At 71.2% G+C, this 20,256-nt stretch carries 21 protein-coding genes; 6 read left to right on the plus strand and 15 right to left on the minus strand.

Features of this window, described 5'->3' with window-relative positions; all coding sequences use genetic code 11:
* From IE136_RS13830 to IE136_RS13845, 4 genes are all read right to left on the minus strand, one after another.
* Window positions 1-1,064: YlbL family protein (locus tag IE136_RS13830; RefSeq protein ID WP_189600471.1), on the minus strand; the 1,064-nt coding region annotated here is incomplete at its 3' end.
* Window positions 1,065-1,138: 74 nt separating this feature from the next.
* Entirely contained in the window at window positions 1,139-1,369 is a 231-nt protein-coding gene (locus IE136_RS13835) for a hypothetical protein (RefSeq protein WP_158990234.1), read from the minus strand.
* A 228-nt stretch (window positions 1,370-1,597) separates the two neighbouring features.
* The gene (locus tag IE136_RS13840) at window positions 1,598-2,059 is read right to left on the minus strand and encodes a molybdenum cofactor biosynthesis protein MoaE (protein WP_158990232.1); all 462 of its coding nucleotides are present in this window, start codon (window positions 2,057-2,059) and stop codon (window positions 1,598-1,600) included.
* Between the two features lie 78 nt (window positions 2,060-2,137).
* Window positions 2,138-3,247: an SDR family oxidoreductase gene (locus IE136_RS13845; protein ID WP_189600472.1), complete on the minus strand. Its 1,110-nt coding sequence runs from the start codon at window positions 3,245-3,247 to the stop codon at window positions 2,138-2,140.
* Between the two features lie 191 nt (window positions 3,248-3,438).
* On the opposite strand from IE136_RS13845, the gene IE136_RS13850 reads away from it, so the two are divergent.
* A complete protein-coding gene (locus IE136_RS13850; protein ID WP_189600473.1) occupies window positions 3,439-4,881 on the plus strand; it encodes a zinc-dependent metalloprotease in 1,443 nt (480 codons plus the stop codon).
* Window positions 4,878-5,411: an NUDIX hydrolase gene (locus tag IE136_RS13855; protein WP_158990226.1), complete on the plus strand. Its 534-nt coding sequence runs from the start codon at window positions 4,878-4,880 to the stop codon at window positions 5,409-5,411. The genes IE136_RS13850 and IE136_RS13855 overlap by 4 nt, the downstream gene beginning before the upstream one ends.
* Before the next feature lie 56 nt (window positions 5,412-5,467).
* Here the strand turns inward: IE136_RS13855 and IE136_RS13860 are convergent, their stop codons facing one another.
* The 4 genes from IE136_RS13860 to IE136_RS13875 all read right to left on the minus strand — a co-directional run bounded on the left by IE136_RS13860 (window position 5,468) and on the right by IE136_RS13875 (window position 9,245).
* Window positions 5,468-6,223 carry an AIM24 family protein gene (locus IE136_RS13860; protein ID WP_158990224.1) on the minus strand — a complete coding sequence of 252 codons (756 nt, stop codon included), beginning with the start codon at window positions 6,221-6,223 and terminating at the stop codon, window positions 5,468-5,470.
* 19 nt (window positions 6,224-6,242) lie between these two features.
* A complete protein-coding gene (locus tag IE136_RS13865; RefSeq protein ID WP_158990222.1) occupies window positions 6,243-6,923 on the minus strand; it encodes an AIM24 family protein in 681 nt (226 codons plus the stop codon).
* A 13-nt stretch (window positions 6,924-6,936) separates the two neighbouring features.
* Window positions 6,937-8,562, minus strand: a complete 1,626-nt coding sequence (locus IE136_RS13870; RefSeq protein ID WP_189600474.1) for a TerD family protein — start codon at window positions 8,560-8,562, stop codon at window positions 6,937-6,939.
* Between the two features lie 107 nt (window positions 8,563-8,669).
* Window positions 8,670-9,245: a M48 metallopeptidase family protein gene (locus IE136_RS13875; RefSeq protein WP_158990218.1), complete on the minus strand. Its 576-nt coding sequence runs from the start codon at window positions 9,243-9,245 to the stop codon at window positions 8,670-8,672.
* Between the two features lie 226 nt (window positions 9,246-9,471).
* Between IE136_RS13875 and IE136_RS13880 the strand changes: the two genes are divergently transcribed.
* Entirely contained in the window at window positions 9,472-10,635 is a 1,164-nt protein-coding gene (locus IE136_RS13880; RefSeq protein ID WP_189600475.1) for a TOMM precursor leader peptide-binding protein, read from the plus strand.
* A gap of 41 nt (window positions 10,636-10,676) precedes the next feature.
* Complete coding sequence (locus IE136_RS13885; protein ID WP_189600476.1) at window positions 10,677-12,020, plus strand: ABC1 kinase family protein; 1,344 nt, start codon at window positions 10,677-10,679, stop codon at window positions 12,018-12,020.
* A 14-nt stretch (window positions 12,021-12,034) separates the two neighbouring features.
* On the opposite strand, the gene IE136_RS13890 is transcribed toward IE136_RS13885, so the two are convergent.
* The 5 genes from IE136_RS13890 to IE136_RS13910 form a co-directional block, all read right to left on the minus strand.
* Window positions 12,035-12,217 (minus strand): hypothetical protein, encoded by a 183-nt coding sequence (locus tag IE136_RS13890; RefSeq protein ID WP_189600477.1) that lies wholly within the window; start codon window positions 12,215-12,217, stop codon window positions 12,035-12,037.
* 92 nt (window positions 12,218-12,309) lie between these two features.
* Window positions 12,310-12,633, minus strand: coding sequence for a putative WhiB-interacting protein (locus tag IE136_RS13895; protein ID WP_158990211.1), 324 nt, complete (start codon window positions 12,631-12,633; stop codon window positions 12,310-12,312).
* The gene (locus IE136_RS13900) at window positions 12,630-12,998 is read right to left on the minus strand and encodes a WhiB family transcriptional regulator (protein WP_189600478.1); all 369 of its coding nucleotides are present in this window, start codon (window positions 12,996-12,998) and stop codon (window positions 12,630-12,632) included. The genes IE136_RS13895 and IE136_RS13900 overlap by 4 nt, the downstream gene beginning before the upstream one ends.
* 173 nt (window positions 12,999-13,171) lie before the next feature.
* A complete protein-coding gene (locus tag IE136_RS13905; RefSeq protein WP_189600591.1) occupies window positions 13,172-13,495 on the minus strand; it encodes a hypothetical protein in 324 nt (107 codons plus the stop codon).
* A 217-nt stretch (window positions 13,496-13,712) separates the two neighbouring features.
* The gene (locus IE136_RS13910; protein ID WP_189600479.1) at window positions 13,713-15,899 is read right to left on the minus strand and encodes an ATP-dependent DNA helicase UvrD2; all 2,187 of its coding nucleotides are present in this window, start codon (window positions 15,897-15,899) and stop codon (window positions 13,713-13,715) included.
* A gap of 144 nt (window positions 15,900-16,043) precedes the next feature.
* On the opposite strand from IE136_RS13910, the gene IE136_RS13915 reads away from it, so the two are divergent.
* Together IE136_RS13915 and IE136_RS13920 are read left to right on the plus strand one after the other, a co-directional pair.
* The gene (locus IE136_RS13915) at window positions 16,044-16,301 is read left to right on the plus strand and encodes a mycoredoxin (RefSeq protein WP_158990205.1); all 258 of its coding nucleotides are present in this window, start codon (window positions 16,044-16,046) and stop codon (window positions 16,299-16,301) included.
* Between the two features lie 334 nt (window positions 16,302-16,635).
* The gene (locus IE136_RS13920) at window positions 16,636-17,745 is read left to right on the plus strand and encodes an acyltransferase family protein (RefSeq protein WP_229818831.1); all 1,110 of its coding nucleotides are present in this window, start codon (window positions 16,636-16,638) and stop codon (window positions 17,743-17,745) included.
* 78 nt (window positions 17,746-17,823) lie between these two features.
* On the opposite strand, the gene nudC is transcribed toward IE136_RS13920, so the two are convergent.
* On the minus strand, window positions 17,824-18,771 hold the full coding sequence (gene nudC, locus IE136_RS13925) for an NAD(+) diphosphatase (protein WP_189600593.1): 948 nt from the start codon (window positions 18,769-18,771) through the stop codon (window positions 17,824-17,826).
* Between the two features lie 51 nt (window positions 18,772-18,822).
* The gene (locus tag IE136_RS13930; protein WP_158990203.1) at window positions 18,823-20,256 is read right to left on the minus strand and encodes a dipeptidase; all 1,434 of its coding nucleotides are present in this window, start codon (window positions 20,254-20,256) and stop codon (window positions 18,823-18,825) included.

Genomic DNA, 20,256 nt, shown 5'->3' on the forward strand with positions numbered 1-20,256 from the left:
TTCTTCGTGTCGCCCCTGCGGAGCTTCTCCAGCGACTTCGTCGCGTCGTCGATGGTGTCCACCTTGATGAGGGTGAGGCCGTCGGGGATGTCGGAGGCGGCGGACTCGCAGTTGTCGGCCGGGGTGAGGAAGTACTGCGCACCGGCCTCGCGGGCGCCGACCAGCTTCATCTCGATACCGCCGATCGGGCCCACCTCGCCCTTCTCGTCGATGGTGCCCGTCCCGGCGATGAACTTGCCGTCGGTGAGGGACCCGGGCGTCAGCTTGTCGACGATGCCGAGCGCGAACATCAGACCCGCACTGGGGCCGCCGACGTCGGCGAGCTTGATGTCGATGGTGAACGGGAAGACGTGGTCGGTGCCGGCCTGGATGCCGACGATCGCCCGGTCGCCCTCCTGCGACTTCGCGGTGGTGATCGTGACCTCGCGGGTGGCGGTGGGCTCCTTGCCGGCCTTCTCGGCCGCGGCCGCCTCCTTGGCGGGGACGATCGTGAACACGACCTTCTCACCCGGCTTGTGCGTGGTCACCTGCTTGGCGACGTCCCCTGGCTCCTTCACGGGCACGCCGTCGACGGCCTTCACGACGTCCCCGGCGTGGAGGGTGCCCTGGGCGGGGCTGTCCTTCACGACGGAGGCGACGACGACCCGGGTGGTCACCGGGATGCCCAGCTCGCCGAGGGCGGCGACCTTGGCACTCTCCTGGGACTGGGAGAACTCCTCGGCGTTCTCCTGACTCGACTGCTCCTCGGTCTTGCCGTCCGGGTAGAGGGTCTCCTTGGGGACGACCACGTTGTCGTGGGCGAGCCAGCCGTAGACCGCCTCGACCATGTTCATCCGGTAGTCCGCGCTGGTGACGCGGACCGTCGTCATGTTGAGATGCCCCTCCGTGGGGTACGTCTGACGACCCGCGATCTGGAGGACGGGCTCCCCCTTGACCTCACCGAGGGTGTTGACGGTGGGGCCGGGGCTCATCTCGGCGTACGGCACCGGTACGAAGACGCCCACACAGAGCAGAGTGATCAGGACCAGAGTGGAGGCGAGCATCGTCGCAGTGCGGCGTGGCATGGAACGACAGTACGGGACCGGTCTGTGAGTGCACCCGTGGGGCGGGGCCGTACGAGGCGGCCGGCGATCGGAGGTCAGCCGGAGACGTGGCTACTGCGTACGGAGGACGGGGAGGTCGTCGACGTCATCTCGCGGTCGGCACCTTCGGTACCGGAATGGGAACGCTCCATGGCGTCCCGGAACCGGGCGTAGCCGGCGAGTTCGGCGACGTCCCCGATGGTCTTGTTCCTCGTGGTCCAGCTTCCCCATATCGCCGCGCCGACGACTGCGAAAAGCGGAATCAGCAACCAGGCCAGCGCTGCCATCCCGACCTCCCATCCCCACTGAGCGACCGCAACCGACCGGGATCCGGCCGATCAGCAGATTAGCGACCTGCAGCAACAACGCTGCTGCCGGGGGGGCGGTTACGCAAATCGGGCGTTCGACTACACCCGGTCGGCGTGGTGTCTTGCCGAAGGCGCAAGGCGACCCTCAGCGGGCGCCGGCCCTCCGCCGGACTCCGTCCGGGGGATCCTCGCACCCGTGCCCGAGGCTCAGCAGGCCCCCACCCACTCCTCGGTGCCGTCGGAGAAGGTCTGGTGCTTCCAGATGGGGACCTCGTGCTTGAGGTCGTCGATCAGTTTGCGGCACGCCTCGAAGGCCTCACCGCGATGAGGGCAGGAGACCGCGACAACGACCGCGAGGTCGCCCACCTCCAGATCGCCCACCCGGTGGACGGCGGCCAGGGCGCGGACCGGGTGGTCGGCGACGACCTTCTCGGCGACCCGGCGCATCTCGGCCTCGGCGGAGGGATGGCAGGAGTACCCCAGCGTGTCGACATCCGCTCCGCCGTCGTGGTTGCGCACGGTGCCGACGAAGAGGGTGGTCCCTCCGGCCGCGTCGTCGCCGACCGCCCGGAAGACCTCGTCGACCGAGAGCGGGGTGTCGCGGATCGCGAGAAGCTTGATCGGGTCGGCGGCGGCCTGCTCACCGGGGTGGTCGTTGGTTCGTGCCATGGGGCCATGGTGCCGCACGGCACGGACATCGCGGAATAGCGTTTTCGACCGGTGGACCCGTCCCTCCGTAGGAGGGTCCTACAGCCCGCGCCGCCGCCGTACCCGCCTGACCAGCGCCGCCGTGCCGAGCAGTGCGACCGTCGCGCCCGCCGCGCCCGCCGCCGTGGCGTCCTTGCGCCCGAGTCGGCGGCCCGCGACCGTGTGCCGGCCCTCGACCTCCTCCAGGAGCGCCGTGAGCACTTCCTCGTTGGTCCACCGGGGCCGCCAGCCCGCGTCGTGCAGCCGCCCGACGCTGACCACCCGCGGGTGCATGGTGTACGCCAGGTCGCCCGCCGGGGACGGGGTGAGCCCGATGCGGTGCAGCCGGGCCGCCGCGCCGAGCGCCACGGCGGAGGGCAGCTCCATGCGCCGGATCCCGGAGAGTTCCTCGACCTCCTCCTGCTCCAGCCAGCCGTCGCAGCCGACGGCGAACTCGCCTTCGACCTTCTCCAGGGCCGCGTACTCCAGGGCGCTGACGAGGTCCTCGACGTGGCAGAACTGCCAGGTGGGGCGGGATCCGGCGACCACGAGCAGCCTGGGGGACTCGAAGTAGCGGGTCAGCGCCGTGTCCGTACCGCCGACCAGGACGGCGGGCCTGACGACGGTGACCTGCAGGCCCGGGTGGGCGCGAGGCGCGCGGCGGCCGAGCCGCTCGATCTCCAGCATGTCGCCGACGCCGGTGGCCTCGGCGGTCGCGCGCAGCTCGGCGTCCTCGGAGAGCGGGATGTCGTTGTCGGGCAGGGCGCCGTAGACCATGGCGGAGGTGCAGAGCACCACCCGGCGGACCCCGGCCGCCGCGGCGGCGGTGAGGACGGTCTGCGCGCCGCGCACGTTGTAGGCCGTTCGGGCGGCGGCGTCCGACTCGAGGTCGAGGTCGACGGCGAGGTGCACGACCACGTCCACGCCGCGCAGCTTCTCGGCGATCGCGGGGTCGCGGACGTCGAGGATGTGCCACTGCGCCTCGGAGACCTCGCCCCGGCGCTCGTCGATCGCGACGACCTGTTTGATCTCGTCGGACGCCGCGAGGCGCCTGGTCAGCAGGTCGCCGACCCCGGAAGCGGCGCCGGTCACCGCGACCACCGGCCCGCGGCCGGCGGACCGGGTTGAGATGTTTCGCGCTGCGCGAACCTGAGGATCTGGGGAACTCACCGGGCGTCTCCAGCGGTTGTCTTCAGTACGTACACGAATGACACGTACGTACCAGGTGGCGTCCATCCTGCCGCAGGCCACGGCCCGGCGGAGCACCGAGCCCATATCCGGCCCGGATGTCTACGCTGGTGGTGTGTAGCGGGCAGTCGCCGTCGGCAGGAGGCCGGCGGCCCTACGAGCCGAGGAAACCTGTGAGTGACACCCCATTCGGATTCGGCCTTCCGCCGGAGGAGCCGGAGAACGGCGACGAGGGCAAGAAGAAGGACCCCGCCGGAGGTGGCCAGGGGTCCGGTGACCAGGGCGGCGGCAACCCGTTCGGTGCCAATCCCTTCGGTTTCGGCGGTCTGCCCGGCATGGGCGGTCCGGGCGGGGCGGACAATCCCTTCGCGGCGATGTTCGGCTCTCTGAACCCGAACGACCTGGGCGCGGCCTTCCAGCAGCTCGGACAGATGCTCTCGTACGAGGGCGGTCCGGTGAACTGGGACATGGCCAAGCAGATCGCCCGCCAGGTGGTCGCCCAGGGCACCTCCGACGGCACCAAGGACGCCAGTGTCGGCCCGGCCGAGAAGGCCTCGGTCGAGGAGGCGGTGCGCCTGGCCGATCTGTGGCTGGACGGGGTGACCTCCCTGCCGTCCGGGGCGAGCACGGCGGTGGCGTGGAGCCGCGCGGAGTGGGTCGAGGCGACGCTGCCGGCGTGGCAGCAGTTGGTGGACCCGGTCGCCGAGCGGGTCGGCGCGGCGATGGGAGATGTGCTGCCCGAGGAGATGCAGGCCATGGCGGGCCCGCTGATCGGCATGATGCGCTCCATGGGCGGCGCCATGTTCGGCCAGCAGATCGGCCAGGCGGTCGGCGCGCTCGCGGGCGAGGTCGTCGGCTCGACCGATGTCGGTCTGCCGCTCGGCCCTGCCGGCAAGGCGGCGCTGCTGCCGCTGAACATCGAGACCTTCGGCAAGGACCTGGGCGTCCCCAAGGACGAGGTGCGGCTGTACCTGGCGCTGCGCGAGGCCGCCCACCAGCGGCTCTTCGCCCATGTGCCGTGGCTGCGCTCGCATCTGTTCGGCGCGGTCGAGGGTTACGCCCGCGGGATCAAGGTCGACACCTCCAAGCTGGAGGACGCGGTCGGCCAGCTGGACCCGACGCACCCGGAGCAGCTTCAGGAGGCTCTGCAGCAGGGCATGTTCCAGCCCGAGGACACGCCGGAGCAGAAGGCCGCCCTGGCCCGCCTGGAGACGGCGCTCGCGCTGGTCGAGGGCTGGGTGGACGCGGTGGTCCACGAGGCCGCGAAGTCCCGGCTGACCTCGGCAGACGCGCTGCGTGAGACGCTGCGCCGGCGTCGGGCGAGCGGTGGCCCGGCCGAGCAGACCTTCGCGACGCTGATCGGCCTCGAGCTGCGCCCGCGCCGGCTGCGGGACGCCTCGCGACTGTGGGCCTCGCTCACGGACGCGCGCGGTGTCGACGGCCGTGACGACCTGTGGGAGCACCCGGACATGCTGCCGACGGCGTCCGACCTGGACGACCCGGACGGCTTCGTCCACCGTGAACAGCTCGACTTCTCCGAGCTGGACAAGATGCTGGGCGAGGCGGCGGGCAAGCAGGACCGCTCCGCGGACGACGAGGACGACAGCGACAAGTGAGTCTGCACGAGGACGCGGTTCTGGTCCTGAAGGCGTACGACAGCGGGCACGACGGCCAGGGCGAGTTGCGTCAGACCTATCTGGATCATCTGGCCTCGCATGAGGACGGCATGTGGAAGGCGTGCGACGCCGGGCATCTGACGGCAAGCGCGCTGGTCGTCGATCCGGAGCGCGGGCGGGTCCTCCTGACGCTGCACAGGAAGCTCGGCATGTGGCTGCAGATGGGCGGCCACTGCGAGCCCGGTGACGCGACGGTGGCGGCGGCGGCCCTGCGTGAGGCGACGGAGGAGTCCGGGATCACCGGTCTGACGCTGCTGCCCGGCGGTCCGGTGCGCCTCGACCGCCATGCCATTCCGGCGCCCTGTCACTGGCACCTGGACGTGCAGTACGCGGCGCTGGCCCCGGCCGGTTCGGTGGAGGAGATCAGCGACGAGTCGCTGGATCTGCGCTGGTACGCGTACGACGAGGTGGCGGGCGTGGCCGACGCGTCGGTGGTCCGGCTGCTGGAGAACACCTTGGCCCGGCTGTAGCGCGGCACCTGTAAGGGGCGGTCGCCGTGGCGACCGCCCCTTACCCGTGACCGGGCTCAGTTCCAGGCGTTGTTCTGGTTCTGGGCGTGCGAGCCGTGCTGGCCGGCGCCGAACTGGGCGGCGACGCCCTGGCCGATGGCCGCGTTCTGCGGCGGCATGACCTCGCTCGGCTGGACCAGGGCGAAGCCCTGTCCGAGGAAGCTCAGCTCCCAGCCCTCGCCCGTGGTGCCGCGGCGACGGCGGACGTTGGAGTTCGTCGTCTGGGTCTGCATCTGCACCCGCAGCCCGGTGGACCAGGCGACGATGGCGTCCGCGTCGACGTTGACGTACTTGTCCGGCGTCACGTGCATCATCAGCGGCTGACCGGAGGTCATGAGGGCGACCTTGCCGCGGCCGGAGATGTTGAGCTGGTACTTGCCGGAGCCGGAGACGCCGTACTGGCTGTCCACGGCGATGACTTCGGTGTGCAGGGTCGAGTCCAGCGCCAGGACGTAGGCGCTGTCCACGGTCATGCCCTCCTGGTCGACGTCCACGACGTGGACGTACTGGGCGAGGTTGGCGAAGTAGACCGTGCCCTGGCCGGAGCAGCGCATGAGGTCCAGGCCCTCACCGGTGCGGGCCTGGGCCCGGCGCTGACTGGGCGTCTGGTACTCGCCGTCGAAGTCGACGAGCCCCTGGTAGGCCACCATGGCGCCCTTGCGGGCGAGGATGTCGTCCTGGCCGGTGAGGGCGACCCGCAGCAGCTGCGGGTTCTGGATGACGTACCGTTCCTGGCTCTGCTGCTCGGCGTAGTTGAAAAGCGGGCTCTGCATGGTGTGTTCTCGCTCCCCCTCAGCCCCGGATCCGCAGGCGGTCGGTGCTGTCCTCGCTCGGCTGTACGACGACGATGCCCTGGCCGGAGAAGGCCATCTGGAACGCCTCGCCGCTGCCCCGCCCGATCAGGGAGGAGGCCTTGAAGCTGCGCTTGCCCTTGACCTTGAGCGCCGGCGACCAGGCGACGAGCGCGTCGGGGTCGACGTACGTCTCGTCCTCGCCGCGGCCGCAGTCGACGACGATCGGGGTCCCGCGCGAGGTCAGGGCGACCCAGCCGGTTCCGGCGATCTCGACGTTGAACAGGCCCTGTCCGGCGAACTTGGCGAGGCCCTTGACCTTCTCCACGCCCCACTGGAGGTGGGCGTCGAAGGCGAGCAGGTTGGTGCCGTTGACCGAGAGCGAGTCGTTCTGAAGGTTGATCACGACGACGTCCGCGCCGTAGTCGGCGAGGTAGAGCAGGCCGTCGCCGGAGCACTTCATGATGGGCGCGCCCTCGCCGGTGATCCACTGCTGGGCCACCTGGCGGGCGGCGGGCGGGTTGGGCTCGTAGGTGACGAAGCCCTCGTAGGCGACCATCGAGCCGGTGCGGGCGTACAGGTCCTGGCCGGAGGCCATGGCGACCTTCAGCATGGAGCGGCCGTGGTTCTCCATCCGGGCCGCCATCGGGGTCGGGGCGAAGCCCGCGAGTTGCTGGTTCATTCTTCGGGCTCCCTCAGACCTCGTAGGGCTGGACGACGATGAAGTTGCCGGGGGCGCCCCGGAACTGGAGGTTCACGGTCTCGCCGCTGTGTCCGGGGTACGCGTTGCGGCGCAGCCGGACCTGGCTGGAGAGGATCACCTGGGACGCGGACGACCAGGCGACGACCGCGTTGCAGTCGGCGAAGGTGGTCGGCGTGACGGGCAGGACGACCGGGGTGCCGTGCGTCTTGACGACGACGGTGCCGGTGCCCTGGAACTGCATGGTGAACAGGGCGCCGCCGGGGATGCCGTGGCCCTCGATCCGGCGCACCTCGTACTGCAGGGACTCGTCGAAGGCGAGCACGTTCTCGGCGGAGACGCAGATGCCGTCGCCCTGGAGCTCGATCGGGTGGAGGTGGGCGCCCTCCTCGGCGAGGAAGACCTGGCCGCGGCCGGTACAGCGCATGAGCTGCATCTCCTGGCCGGTGGCGTTGCCGACGATCCGGCCGGCGAAACCGGCTCCCTTGTGGCTGAACTCGACCTTGCCCTGGTACATGACCATGCTGCCCTGGCGGGCGAGGACGGGCACGCCGCCCATGGCGAGGTCGACCCGCATGAGCTGCTGGTTCTGCGGTGTCCAACGGGCGCCGGTGGCGGTCTCCTTGTACGGCTGGAGCGCAGCGGCGAGTCCGGCGCCGGCGGCCGGGACGCCCTGCGGGACGCCCGGCTGCCCCGGCATGCCGGGGGGCTGCTGGCCGAACGGCTGTCCGTACCCGCCGGGGGCGGGCTGTCCGTACCCGCCGGGGGCCGGCTGTCCGTACGGCGCGGGGGTGCCCGGCGGCGGAACCTGACCGGGGACCTGGGCCGGGACCTGGCCGAACTGCGGCTGCTGGGGCGGCTGCGGCTGGCCGTACGGGCCGGGGGCCGGGGCGGGCGGGGCCATGGGCGCGGCCATCGCGGGGGCCGCGTGCACCGGCTGGACCGGGGCCTGCGGCGCCGGAGCCGGTGCCGGTGCCCCGAACCCCGGGGCCGGCTGCGGAACCTGCGGCGCGGGCGGTGCCGCCGGCGCGCCGAAGGCGGGCGGGGCGAAGCCCGGGGCGGCGCCCTGGGGCTGCTGCGCGGCGGGCTGTTCCTCGGCTACCTCGCCGCCGAAGTTCCTCAGCAGCGCGTCGAGGCCGCCGTCGAAGCCCTGGCCGACGGCGGCGAACCGCCAGACGTCCTTGAGGTAGAAGTCGCCGAGCATGACGGCGCGCTCCGTGGAGAACTCCGAGCCCGTGAAGGCGTACCGGACGACCTCCTCGCCGCCCGCCACGATCCGGATGTAGCCGGGACCGATCTGCGACATCTGGCCGGCACCGTCGATGGTCGCGGTGAACGACAGCTTGTGGATGTTCGCCGGGACGCGGTCCAGCGTGACGCGGAAGGATTCCGTGTCACCCGACTGCGCGCCGAGGAGCTGGATGGACTCCTCCGGCGACTTCGGCTGGTTGAAGAAGATGAAGTACCGGTCGTCCGAGAGCTGCTCGTTCGCGTCGAGGCCGAAGCAGCTGATGTCGAAGGTCAGTCCGGGTGCGGCGATCTGCACGCCGACGTACAGATCGGTCCCCGGTGTCAGATCACTGATCTTGGCCTTGTGGCCGCGTTGGAATTCCCTGGCCATGCGTAACGACCGTCCCCCATCCCGAAATACGAATGCGTCGCGTCAGGCTAACGGCTGGATCCGACATTGAGGCAAGCCGGTACGTATTCGGTACAAGATTGACGCGGTCACTCCTCGCGGGCGGCCGGCAGGTGTGGCAGACGGTCCGCGGCCACCACGCCCTCGAGATATCCGCGCGCCCGCTCGGTCCTCGGGTACGCCTCGAGGAGCCGCCAGAACCGGGGGCCGTGACCCGGCACCAGGAGATGGGCCAGCTCGTGGACGAGGACGTAGTCGACGACGTACTCGGGCATGCCCTGGAGCCGGTGCGAGAGACGGATGCTGCCCTCGGACGGGGTGCACGAACCCCAGCGGGTGTTCTGGTTGGTCACCCAGCGCACGGACGCCGGTCGCGCACGGCCGCCGAAATACTGCTCCGACAACCGCTGGGCCCGCTCGGTCAGCGCGCTGTCGCCGAGGACGCGCTTGCTCTCCTGGGCGGCGAGCTTGTCCAGCATGACCGTCACCCAGCGCTGCTCCTCCGCCTCGGACATCCGGGCCGGGATGAGCACGATCGTCCGGTCGCCCTCACGGTAGGCGGAGACCGTTCTCCTCCGCCGGGAGCTTCTGCGGACCTCGACCGCACTCGTCCCGGAGCCGCGGGGCGGTTTGCTTGTCACGCTGTGCTGAGGGTCGGCGGGCACGGCCTCGACGTTACCCGCTGTCAGCGGGGGAAGTCCCGCCTCCGGGACGGTTCGGCCGCGATCCCGCCACCCCCCGCACCATTTGAATGATTAATACCCGCCCTTGTGGACAACTTTTCGCAACCGTCCCGACACCCGGGCAATCTGAGAACGGCTCGACCGGCGGCCCGACGGGGAACGGCCGAGAGCCAAGAAGATCATCGGCCGAGATCACGGGGGAACGCAGATGCATCCGATGCTGAAACCGACGCTGCGACGCGCCTGGCGAAATCTTCAGTCGGTGCAGTTCGGAGCCACTTCCGCGCACGCGGTCGTGGTCGGACCGCTCGACACCACCACCGGCAGCCTGCTCGGGTTGCTCGACGGCACCCGCGGCATGGAACTGCTCCGGGCCGAGGCCCGGGCCCTCGGACTGCCCGAGGGGCAACTGGAGGCGCTGATCGAGCGGCTGTCATCGGCCGGACTCGTCGCGGACGGGACGGCCGGCCGGCCCGGCAGAGCCGGCGCGCCCCGGCCGGCGGACCGCGCGCTCGATCCGCTCCGCGCCGACCTGGCCTCACTCTCCGTGGTCCATCCCGAACCGGACGGGGCGACAGGACGCCTGGCCGCCCGGCGGGCCGCGCGCGTCCAGGTCCGGGGCGCGGGCAGGATCGGCGCGGCGGTCGCGGCACTGCTCTCGGCCTCGGGGGTGGGCCGGGTGGAGGTGCTGGACTCCGGCACGGTGCTGCCCTGGGAGACGTCACCGGGTGGACTCCCGCCCGAGGCGGTGGGCGAACGCCGGGCGGTGGCCGCCCGGCGGCTCGTGGGGCGCTCGGCGCCCGGTGGCCGCGCCCCGCGGGCGCCCCGTCCCGTCCCGGGTGACTGCGGGGGCGAGCCCGCCCTCTCACTCGTCGTGGTGACACCCCGGGACGGATTCGCCGCCTACGCCCCCGATCCCGTGACGGCCGAGCCCTGGATCGCCACCGGCACGCCCCATCTCTACGCCGGTGTGCTGGAGGCCACGGGGGTGGTCGGGCCGCTGGTGCTGCCGGGCGGGACGGCCTGCGCGCGCTGCGCCCAGGAGGAGCGGACGGACCGGGAGCCGGTCTGGCCGCGAATGCTGGCCCAGTGGCGCTCGGGTGCGCCGGAGCCGCTGCCGGCCTGTGACCTTGGTCTCGCGACGGCGGTGGCGGGGCTCGCGGCGGCCCACGCGCTGGCCTTTCTGGACGGGGAGCTGCCCGCCAGCACAGGGGCCCGCTGGGAGGCGGCGCTGCCGCTGCTCGAGTGGCGCGAGGAGCGGCTCAGCCCCCACCCCGCGTGCCCCTGTGGCGCGGCGCGCGAGCCGATACGTCACGGAGAAGGGGAGCGCGCCTCGGGGGCGAGAAGCCCGCAGGACACAATGGCGGGGTAACCGCCCTGTGCGGCACGGCGGTCTGGGAATTGGAGGGGCGCATGTCTGATCTTCCCCGGAAGGCGGTCACCCGGACCGCCAAGTTGGCCGCGTTGCCACTGGGCTTCGCGGGACGGGCCACGTGGGGCCTGGGCAAACGGATCGGCGGCAGGTCCGCCGAGTTGGTCGCACGGGAACTGCAACAGCGCACGGCGGAACAGCTGTTCAAGGTCCTGGGCGAGCTCAAGGGCGGGGCGATGAAGTTCGGGCAGGCACTGTCCGTCTTCGAGTCGGCGCTTCCCGAGGAGGTGGCGGGTCCGTACCGGGCGGCGCTCACCAAGCTCCAGGAGGCGGCGCCGCCGATGCCGACGCGCACGGTGCACGGTGTGCTGGAGGAGCGGCTCGGCGCCGAGTGGCGTGAGCTGTTCCTGGAGTTCGAGGAGAAGCCCTCGGCGGCGGCGTCCATCGGCCAGGTGCACCGGGCGGTGTGGCACGACGGCCGGGAGGTCGCCGTGAAGGTCCAGTATCCGGGGGCGGGTGAGGCGCTCCTGTCGGACCTGGCGCAGTTGAGCCGCTTCGCCCGGCTGCTCGGGCCGCTGATCCCGGGGATGGACGTCAAGCCGCTCATCAAGGAGTTGCGCGACCGGGTGTCCGAGGAGCTGGACTACGGCCTGGAGGCGCAGGCGCAGCGGGAGCACGCGGAGGAGTTCGCGGACGACCCGGACGTGGTGGTGCCGGGGGTGGTGCACCAGTCGGAGCAGGTGCTGGTGACGGAGTGGATCGACGGGATCCCGCTGTCGGAGGTGATCGCGGACGGCACCGAGGAGCAGCGGGACCGGGCCGGTCAGCTCCTCGCCCGTTTCCTCTTCTCCGGCCCGGCCCGGACGGGCCTGCTGCACGCGGACGCGCATCCGGGGAACTTCCGGCTGCTGCCGGGCGCCGACGAGGAGGAGGGGCCGGAGAGCTGGCGTCTGGGGGTGCTGGACTTCGGCACGGTGGACCGGCTGCCGGGTGGGCTGCCGAAGACGATCGGCACCTCTCTGCGGCTGACCCTGGAGGGCGACGCCGAGACGGTCTACGCGCTGCTGCGGGAGGAGGGGTTCGTCAAGGAGTCCATCGACCTCGACCCGGAGGAGGTGCTCGCGTACCTGCTGCCGATCATCGAGCCGGCCGAGGTGGACGCCTTCGGCTTCAGCAGGGGCTGGCTGAGGAACCAGGCCGCCCGCATCGCCGACCCGCGCTCCCCCGCGCACCAGCTGGGCAAGAAGCTCAACCTGCCGCCCTCGTACCTGCTGATACACCGCGTGACGTTGAGCACGATCGGTGTGCTCTGCCAGTTGGACGCGACGGTGCGGCTGCGCGACGAACTGGAGGAGTGGCTGCCCGGCTTCGTCGCGGCGGAGTGAGCCGGGGCCCCGGGTCACCACCAGGCGGAGTCGAGGCGGCCCTCGATGGAACGGATGTGGTCACGGGCACAGGTGTCGCAGAGGTAGCGGCGGGCGCCGTTCTCCACGGAGCAGCTCCAGGTCACCGGGGGCTCCTCCGCGGTCTTGCCGCAGCCGGCGCACACGATGACCTCCTCGGGGTTCCGGGCGTCGTTCACCCTGCCGACGATAGTGCGAGAGGGCACCGGCCGCGCAGCAACGCACCGCGGGGGCCGGTCCTGACGGACCGGCTCCCGCGTGGTTCTTCGGGTCAGTGCATCACGGCCATGGCCAGTGCGCGCCGGGCGCGCAGCGAGACGCGCTCGGCTCGACGCTGCATCCGCCGGGCGGCGACCAGGCGCACGGCCTGGCGTTCCGCGTCGGCTTCCCGCAGGCGGTCGCGCATATGAGCACGAGCCATGGCTTCTGGGATGAGTTGCATCTCTCGGGTCCTGTTCTGACGCGAGGCGTTCGCGCCGGTGGTGGAAACGTCTGGGGTCGCGGAGCCGCAGGGCTCGCTGGTGGAAGAGGTCATCGGGGCCTGCTTCTGGGGATCGTGCGTGAGGGGTCGGTCGATGGTTCCGGTGACGTTCATGCCGCGACCGGGTTCTTGCGCGGGCGACCACGCGGCCGCTTCCGGGCGACGACGACACCCTGGACGAACAGCTCTCCGCCCCAGACGCCCCACGGCTCACGCCGCTCCTTCGCGCCGGCGAGGCAGGCCTCCATCAGCGGGCAGGTGCGGCAGAGGGACTTGGCGTACTCGACGTCCGCCGGGGACTCGGCGAAGAAGACCTCCGGGTCGAACGAGCGGCAGGGGACGGGTACACCGAGGTTCTCGATGGCGTCGTCGAGCGCGGTGAGCGCGGTGAGGGGGGTCAAGGTGGAGTCCTCCGTGAGGCCGGGCGGGGGGAGCGTTTCGGAAGGCGGTACGGACGGGGCGTGCGCTTCGAGTTGCACGGTGGGTTTTCCTCGTCTGGTCGTTCCGGCCTGTTGACCGGGGTTTCGGCTGGTACCGGGTTCTGCTGGTCCCGAGGCCCCTTCGCTCCGTCATCCCCGTTCGAGGACAAACAGAAGGGCCGCGGATCCCGGGTGGGGTTCCGCGGCCCTGAAGGCGCCGGCCTGATCGAGGATCAGGCTGGATCACTCCAGGGTTCGAGCCCACGGAAGGCCCACATCGTGTGGTGCTGCGTCGTCTGCTTCGTAAAGCCGGCACCGGTCGCCGCAAAGCCGTAGGCCTGGGCGGCCTTGACTGCTGCTACTCCTGCTTCCAGTGCCTTGGTCGGTCGCTCATTGCGCTCCATGACGGGAAGACCCGCCGGAACGGCGGCCGGCCGCAGGGCGCCGACGCCGGCGATGCCGAGGCCGGACACACCGGTGCCAGGAAGACCGCTGCCGATGAACGCCGAACCGGAGAGGCCGAGCGAGCAGGCGGAGGCGACCGAGCGATCGGTCATTTTGTCGGTGCTGACGAAGCTGACGTTGTTGTTGATGTAGCTGATCACTGGATTCGCCTCCTCTCGGCGTCTCGGGGGGCTCGGGGTGAACCGGGCCCTCGTGTATTCGGATAAGTACAGCACGAAGACAGGGCTTCGAAGAAGCCGCTGTTTCCGTGGTTAAGAACCTATGGGGCTTGACGGGGCGTGCGCAAACTATTTTTCCGACGAGTTTCGATCAGTCCTCCCCGTCGTCTTCCGCACGCTCCTCACCTGGCTCTTCACCCGCGCAGAGGGCCAGGACGTCGGCGCCGAACCGGTCGAGCTTGCGGGCGCCGACCCCGGAGATGGCGGCGAGCTCCCCGTCGGTGGAGGGCACGCACTCGGCGATGGCCATCAGCGTCTTGTCGGTGAACACGCAGTACGCGGGCTGTCCGAGCTGCTTGGCCTGGTCCGAGCGCCACTCGCGCAGCCGCTCGTACAGCGCCTCGTCCATGTCCGAGGGGCAGTCCTCGCACCGCATGAGCTTCATCTCGCCGGCCTCGGTGAGGGTGGCCCCGCAGACCCGGCAGAGCACCGGCCCACGGCGCTTGCGCCGACCGCCGCTGCCTCGCTCGACGGAGCCGCCGCCGCCCGCTCCGGCCGCGCCGAGCGCACCGGATCCGGGCCGCAGCCCCTTGAGGAAGCGGGTGGGGCGCCGGGAGGCGCGGCCGCCCGGGGAGCGGGAGAGCGCCCAGGAGAGCGAGAGGTGGAGCCGGGCGCGGGTGACTCCGACGTACAGGAGCCGGCGCTCCTCCTCGACCTGCTCGTCGGTCTTGGCGTAGGTGATCGGCATCATGCCCTCGGTGAGGCCGACCAGGAAGACGGCGTCCCACTCCAGGCCCTTGGCCGCGTGCAGCGAGGCGAGCGTGACGCCCTGGACGGTCGGGGCGTGCTGGGCGGCGGCCCGCTCGTCGAGCTCGGCGACCAGGTCGGAGAGGGTGGCGCCGGACCGGGCGCGGGCGAAGTCCTCCGCGAGGCGGACGAGGGCGGCCAGGGATTCCCAGCGGTCGCGGACGGCACCGGAGCCTGCGGGCGGCTCGGTCGTCCAGCCCTTGGTGGAGAGCACGGCGCGGACCTGGGAGGGCAGGTCCTCGGTGTCGTCGAGCAGCGCGTCGTTCCCACCGGCGCGGGCGGCGCCGCGCAGGGCGATGCCCGCTTCCCGCACCTCCTGGCGTTCGAAGAAGCGCTCGGCGCCGCGCAGCTGGTAGGGCACTCCGGCGTCGGCGAGGGCCTGTTCGTAGACCTCGGACTGGGCGTTGATCCGGTAGAGGACCGCGATCTCGCCGGCCGGGACACCGGCGGCGATCAGGTCGCGGATCCGCCGGGCGGTGCCCTCGGCCTCGGCGGGCTCGTCGGCGTACTCCGTGTAGGCGGGCTCGGGGCCGGGGTCGCGCTGGGAGATCAGCTCCAGGCGGTGCTCGGCGGCCCGGCCGCGCGCCTGGCTGAGGAGTCCGTTGGCGAGGTGGACCACCTGGGGGGTGGAGCGGTAGTCGCGGACGAGCTTCACGACCGTGGCGTTCGGGTGCCGGGTGCGGAAGTTCAGCAGGTGGTCGGGGGTGGCGCCGGTGAAGGAGTAGATGGTCTGGCTGGCGTCGCCGACGACACAGAGGTTGTCGCGGTCGCCGAGCCACAGGTCGAGAAGCCGCTGCTGGAGCGGGGAGACGTCCTGGTACTCGTCCACGACGAAGTGCTGGTACTGCCGGCGGATCTGGTCGGCGATGTCGTGTCGGTCCTGGAGGATGCCGACCGTGAGCAACAGCACGTCCTCGAAGTCGATCACCGACCGGTCGCGCTTCAGCTGCTCGTACATGGCGTAGATCTGGCCGATCTCGGCCGGGTCGCGGGGAGCGTCACGGACCGACTTGGCGACGGCCGCCGGATAGTCGCCGGGGACGGTCTGGGTGACCTTGGCCCACTCGATCTCGCCGGTGACGTCGCGCAGCTCGTTGCGGTCGAGGCGGACACGGCAGCGGGCGGCGGACTCGGCGACGAGCTGGATCTTGCGCTCCAGGAGCCGGGGAAGATCACCACCGACGACTTTCGGCCAGAAGTACTGGAGCTGGCGCAGCGCGGCGGAGTGGAAGGTGCGGGCCTGGACGCCGCCCGCGCCGAGCTCCCGGAGACGGCCCCGCATCTCGCCGGCGGCCCGGTTGGTGAACGTGACGGCCAGCACACTGCCGGGCTGGAGTATGCCCGCCCGCACGCCGTAGGCGATGCGGTGGGTGATGGCCCGCGTCTTGCCCGTACCGGCTCCCGCCAGCACGCACACCGGGCCGTGCAGGGCGAGAGCGACCTCGCGCTGCTCGGGGTCGAGCCCGTCGAGCACCGCGTCGGCCGACTCGGGGACCTGCGGGAAGAGAGGGGAGTGCGTTGCTGCTGTCACCCCGCCATGCTGCCAGGTTCCGAGGGGCGTGTGCGGCGGGTTGTCCACAGGGCGGAGGCGCCGGTCGTACGAATGCGGGAATGGCGGGGCGGGCGCGTACGTTCTTCCCTCGGCACTTACCCGCGAACAGAGGAGCGCCTGGCCATGCAGGGCACTGTGACGATGTACAGCACCACGTGGTGCGGCTACTGCCGTCGGCTGAAGAGCCAGATGGACCGCGAGGGCATCGCGTACACGGAGATCAACATCGAGCAGGACCCGGAGTCGGCCGCGTACGTGGAGAAGGCCAACGGCGGGAACCAGACAGTTCCGACGGTCCGCATCCTCCCCACCCCCGGCGCTGACGAGGTCGTCATGACGAACCCCAGCCTCGCGCAGGTGAAGCAGGCGCTCGGCGTCTGATCGCGTTCTCACGGAGATCGTGAGGAGATCGCACGGAGGCGGCAAGAAGACCGCGAGGAGATCGAGCAGGGCCCCGCGACCGGCGAGAACCGGCCGACGGGGCCCTCTCCACGAGCTCGTCCGGACGGACATGCGGCCCGATCTGCACAGGCCCTGTTCACACGGACCGACGGGCCCCCGTCCGCGCGGGCACGGCGCGGCCCGCCGGCGCCCATGACGAGCGTCACAACAGGCGGCTCTCTCTTTGTGCGGCTCCCGGAAGCCCCCCTATGGTGGCGTCCCGGCCCCACCTGCCGAGGTGAAAGCGGCTGCACATCCAGGCGGGGGTCCCCGATTGCTCAACCAGATACGCACGGTCACCGAGGCACCTCGTGAGACCGTCCTCGCGCCGAGCCTCATACCGACTCCCGTCGGCCGCACGAGGCCCAAGCGGCTCCACGCACTCGACGCCCTGCGCCTCGGCGCCGCCCTCATGGTGGTGGTGTATCACTACCTGGCACGCGGCGGAGGCTGGCCGACGCAGGTGCAGCAGCTCTTTCCCGAGACCTTCCGAATAGCCTCCTACGGCTACCTCGGCGTACAGCTCTTCTTCCTCATCAGTGGCTTCGTCATCTGTATGAGCGCCTGGGGCCGGCCGGTGAAGGACTTCTTCGTATCGCGCGTGGTGCGCCTCTACCCCGCGTACTGGTTCGCTGTCATCGCCACCACCGTCACCGTGACCGTGATACCCGGCGGCCGTCGCCACCTGCCCTGGAACGACGTCCTCACCAACCTGACGATGCTCCAGCAGCCGCTCGACGTGAGGCACGTCGACACCGTCTACTGGACGCTCTTCACCGAGCTCCGCTTCTACCTGCTCTTCTCGCTGCTCGCCTGGTGGGGGCTGACGTACCGCAGGGTCCTGCTGTTCTGCTGCGTCTGGGGTGCGGCCACTCCCCTGGTCGCGGCGTCCGGGGACGGCCTCCTGCGCCTGCTCCTGATCCCCGAGTACAGCTGGTTCTTCATCGCGGGCATGGCGTTCTACCTCATGTACCGGTTCCGCCCGAACCTGATGCTCTTCGGCATCGTCGGATTCTGCTACTGCGCCTCGCTCGCGCCCACCATCGACGAGTGGAAGCAGCTCGACTTCCTCGGCGACCGGCCGGCCTGGCCCGTGACGGTCCTGCTCGCCGCCTTCTTCGGGGTGATGACGCTGGCCGCCACCGGAAGGCTCTCCGGCATCCAGTGGAAGTGGCTGCCGATCGCGGGGGCGCTGACCTACCCGCTGTACCTGCTGCACCAGGTCATCGGCTGGGAACTCTTCACCCTCTTCTCGCCGCACGTCTCCCCGTGGCCGCTGGTCACCTCGGTGCTCGTCGGAATGCTGGTGCTGTCGTACGGCGTGCATCGCGTCGTCGAGCGGCCGCTCAGCCGCTACCTCAAGCGCAATCTCGCCCGCCTCTGAGCCGCACGAGAAGTCCCCGGCACGAGAAAGTCCCCGCCCGGCGGTGCCGGACGGGGGTTTTTCGGCCATGGGCCCGGGTCAGAGGACGTCGCCCGGCTTCGGCAGCGGCTTGCCGTACCAGAGCTCTATCAGGCGGGACGCGATCGAGATGCCGTACGGCGGCAGGACCTCGCCCGACTCGAAGGCGGCCTTCAGGTCCTCGCGCGAGAACCAGCGGGCCTCCTGGATCTCCTCGCCGTCCACGGTGATCTCCGAGGAGGTGGCGCGGGCGAAGAAGCCCAGCATCAGGCTGGACGGGAAGGGCCACGGCTGGCTGGCGACGTACTCGACCTCGCCGACCGTGACACCGGCCTCCTCGAAGACCTCGCGCACCACCGACTGCTCGATCGACTCGCCCGGCTCGACGAAGCCCGCGAGGGTCGAGAAGCGGCCCTCCGGCCAGTGGACCTGGCGGCCGAGCAGGGCCCGGTCCTCCTCGTCCGTGACCAGCATGATCACGGCGGGGTCGGTGCGCGGGTAGTGCTCCGCGCCGCAGGCCTGGCAGCGGCGGATGTGGCCGGCGGCCGCGATGACCGTGCGCTCGCCGCACCGGGAACAGAAGCGGTGCAGGCGCTGCCAGTTCTCCAGGGCGACGGCGTGCACCATGAGGCCCGCGTCCCGGGGTGACAGCAGCAGCCCGGCCTCGCGCAGCCCCGCCGCGCGGGCCGACTGGTCCATCCGTCCGGGCAGCGAGTCCTTCTGGAGGGCGAAGTAGGAGACGCCTTCGGCGTCCGTGCCCAGGAAGTAGCGGTGCGTCTCGGTGACCGGCGCCTCGAAGGCCGGGGTCATGACCAGTTCGGTGCGGCCGTCAGCGCTGTCTGCGGGCTCGTCGATCAGAACCTGGCCGCCGGAGACGACGAAGACGCGGGTCGTGGGGTGGCTCCAGGCCGCCGCCAGCCACGCCTCGTCGAGACGGTGGTGGGCCGCGCGGTCGATGCCGCTCGGGGCGGTGAGCCCGATCGGACGATCCGTGGACTCGTACTTCATGCTGCTCACAGGTGCTTCCAACTCCCCCGGATCAGGTGTGTGGTTCAGCGTTCAGCGCTGCGGGGCGGCTGCCGGGACGGCAGCGGGCAGGTCGCCCCACAGATGAGCGGTGGTCTCGACGCCCTTCATGAGGAGGTCCAGCTCGACCTTCTCGTTGGGGGCGTGCCAGCCGTCGGACGGTACGGAGATGCCGAGGAACAGCACCGGCGCGCCCAGGACGTCCTGCAGGTCGGCGGCGGGTCCGGAGCCGCCCTCGCGGGTGAACCGGACCGTGGCGCCGTCGAAGGCCCGGCTCATCGCCCCGGCGACGGCCCGCAGGGCGGGGTGGTCGAGCGGGGTGAGGCAGGGCCGGGTCGGGGCGCCGAAGACGATGTCGTACCGGATGCCGGCGGGGACCAGGCCGTCGAGCCAGTCGCGCACCGCGAGCTCGATCTTGGCCGGGTCCTGGCCCGCGACCAGCCGGAAGGAGAGCTTCAGCTGGGCGGAGGCGGGGACGACGGTCTTGCCGCCGGGGCCCTGGTAGCCCCCGCCGATGCCGTTGACCTCGGCGGTGGGGCGGGCCCAGACGCGCTCCAGGGTGGAGAAGCCGGCCTCCCCCAGGGTGCCGTGGGACTTGGCGGTGTTCAGCCAGGCGGCCTCGTCGAAGGGCAGCTCGGCGATGAGGGCGCGCTCGGCGGCGGAGAGCTCGGTGACGCCGTCGTAGAAGCCGGGGACGGCGACGCGCTCGTCCTCGTCGTGGAGCGCGGCGACGATGCGGCCGGCGACGGTGGCCGGATTGGGCACGGCTCCGCCGAAGGATCCGGAGTGGATGTCCTGATCGGGGCCGTACAGCTCGATCTCGCAGTCCGCGACACCGCGCATGCCGGTGCAGACGGTCGGGGTGTCCTCGGACCACATGCCGGTGTCGGAGACGATCACGACATCGGCGGCGAGCCGGGCGGCGTGCGCCTCGACCAGGTCGCGGAAGTGCGGGGACCCCGACTCCTCCTCGCCCTCGACGATCAGCTTGAGGTTGACGGCGGGTGCGGTGCGTCCGGTCGCGGCGAGATGGGCGCGGACACCGAGCGTGTGGAAGAAGACCTGCCCCTTGTCGTCGGCCGCACCACGCGCGTACATCCGGCCGTCGACGACGTGCGGCTCGAAGGGGTCGGTGTGCCAGCCGTCCTCGCGGGCGGCGGGCTGGACGTCGTGGTGCCCGTAGACCAGCACGGTCGGGGCGTCGGCGTCGCCCGAGGGCCACTCGGCGAAGACGGCGGGTGCGCCCGCCCCGTCCCCGGTCTCCCAGATCTCGACCGTCGTGAAGCCGGTGTCGGACAGCTTGGCCGCGAGCCACCGGGCGCTGCGCCGTACGTCCTCCGCGTGGTCGGGCTGCGCCGACACGGAGGGGATGCGCAGCCACTCGGCGAGCTCGTCGAGGAAGGCGGCGCGGTGCTGATCGATGTACGTACGTACGGTCTGGACGACGTTGTCCGGGGTCTCGCTCAT

Source organism: Streptomyces lateritius (assembly GCF_014649715.1).
Classification (GTDB): Bacteria; Actinomycetota; Actinomycetes; order Streptomycetales; family Streptomycetaceae; genus Streptomyces; species Streptomyces lateritius.

Bases quoted from the DNA above. Each gene is read 5' to 3' on its own strand.
- IE136_RS13915 (WP_158990205.1), top strand. From the start codon at position 16,044: ATGCAGGGCACTGTGACGATGTACAGCACCACGTGGTGCGGCTACTGC.
- IE136_RS13865 (WP_158990222.1), bottom strand. From the start codon at position 6,923: ATGAACCAGCAACTCGCGGGCTTCGCCCCGACCCCGATGGCGGCCCGG.
- IE136_RS13895 (WP_158990211.1), bottom strand. From the start codon at position 12,633: ATGAACGTCACCGGAACCATCGACCGACCCCTCACGCACGATCCCCAG.
- IE136_RS13835 (WP_158990234.1), bottom strand. From the start codon at position 1,369: ATGGCAGCGCTGGCCTGGTTGCTGATTCCGCTTTTCGCAGTCGTCGGC.
- IE136_RS13905 (WP_189600591.1), bottom strand. From the start codon at position 13,495: ATGACCGATCGCTCGGTCGCCTCCGCCTGCTCGCTCGGCCTCTCCGGT.
- IE136_RS13840 (WP_158990232.1), bottom strand. From the start codon at position 2,059: ATGGCACGAACCAACGACCACCCCGGTGAGCAGGCCGCCGCCGACCCG.
- IE136_RS13880 (WP_189600475.1), top strand. From the start codon at position 9,472: ATGCATCCGATGCTGAAACCGACGCTGCGACGCGCCTGGCGAAATCTT.
- nudC (WP_189600593.1), bottom strand. From the start codon at position 18,771: ATGAAGTACGAGTCCACGGATCGTCCGATCGGGCTCACCGCCCCGAGC.
- IE136_RS13870 (WP_189600474.1), bottom strand. From the start codon at position 8,562: ATGGCCAGGGAATTCCAACGCGGCCACAAGGCCAAGATCAGTGATCTG.
- IE136_RS13860 (WP_158990224.1), bottom strand. From the start codon at position 6,223: ATGCAGAGCCCGCTTTTCAACTACGCCGAGCAGCAGAGCCAGGAACGG.
- IE136_RS13930 (WP_158990203.1), bottom strand. From the start codon at position 20,256: ATGAGCGAGACCCCGGACAACGTCGTCCAGACCGTACGTACGTACATC.
- IE136_RS13885 (WP_189600476.1), top strand. From the start codon at position 10,677: ATGTCTGATCTTCCCCGGAAGGCGGTCACCCGGACCGCCAAGTTGGCC.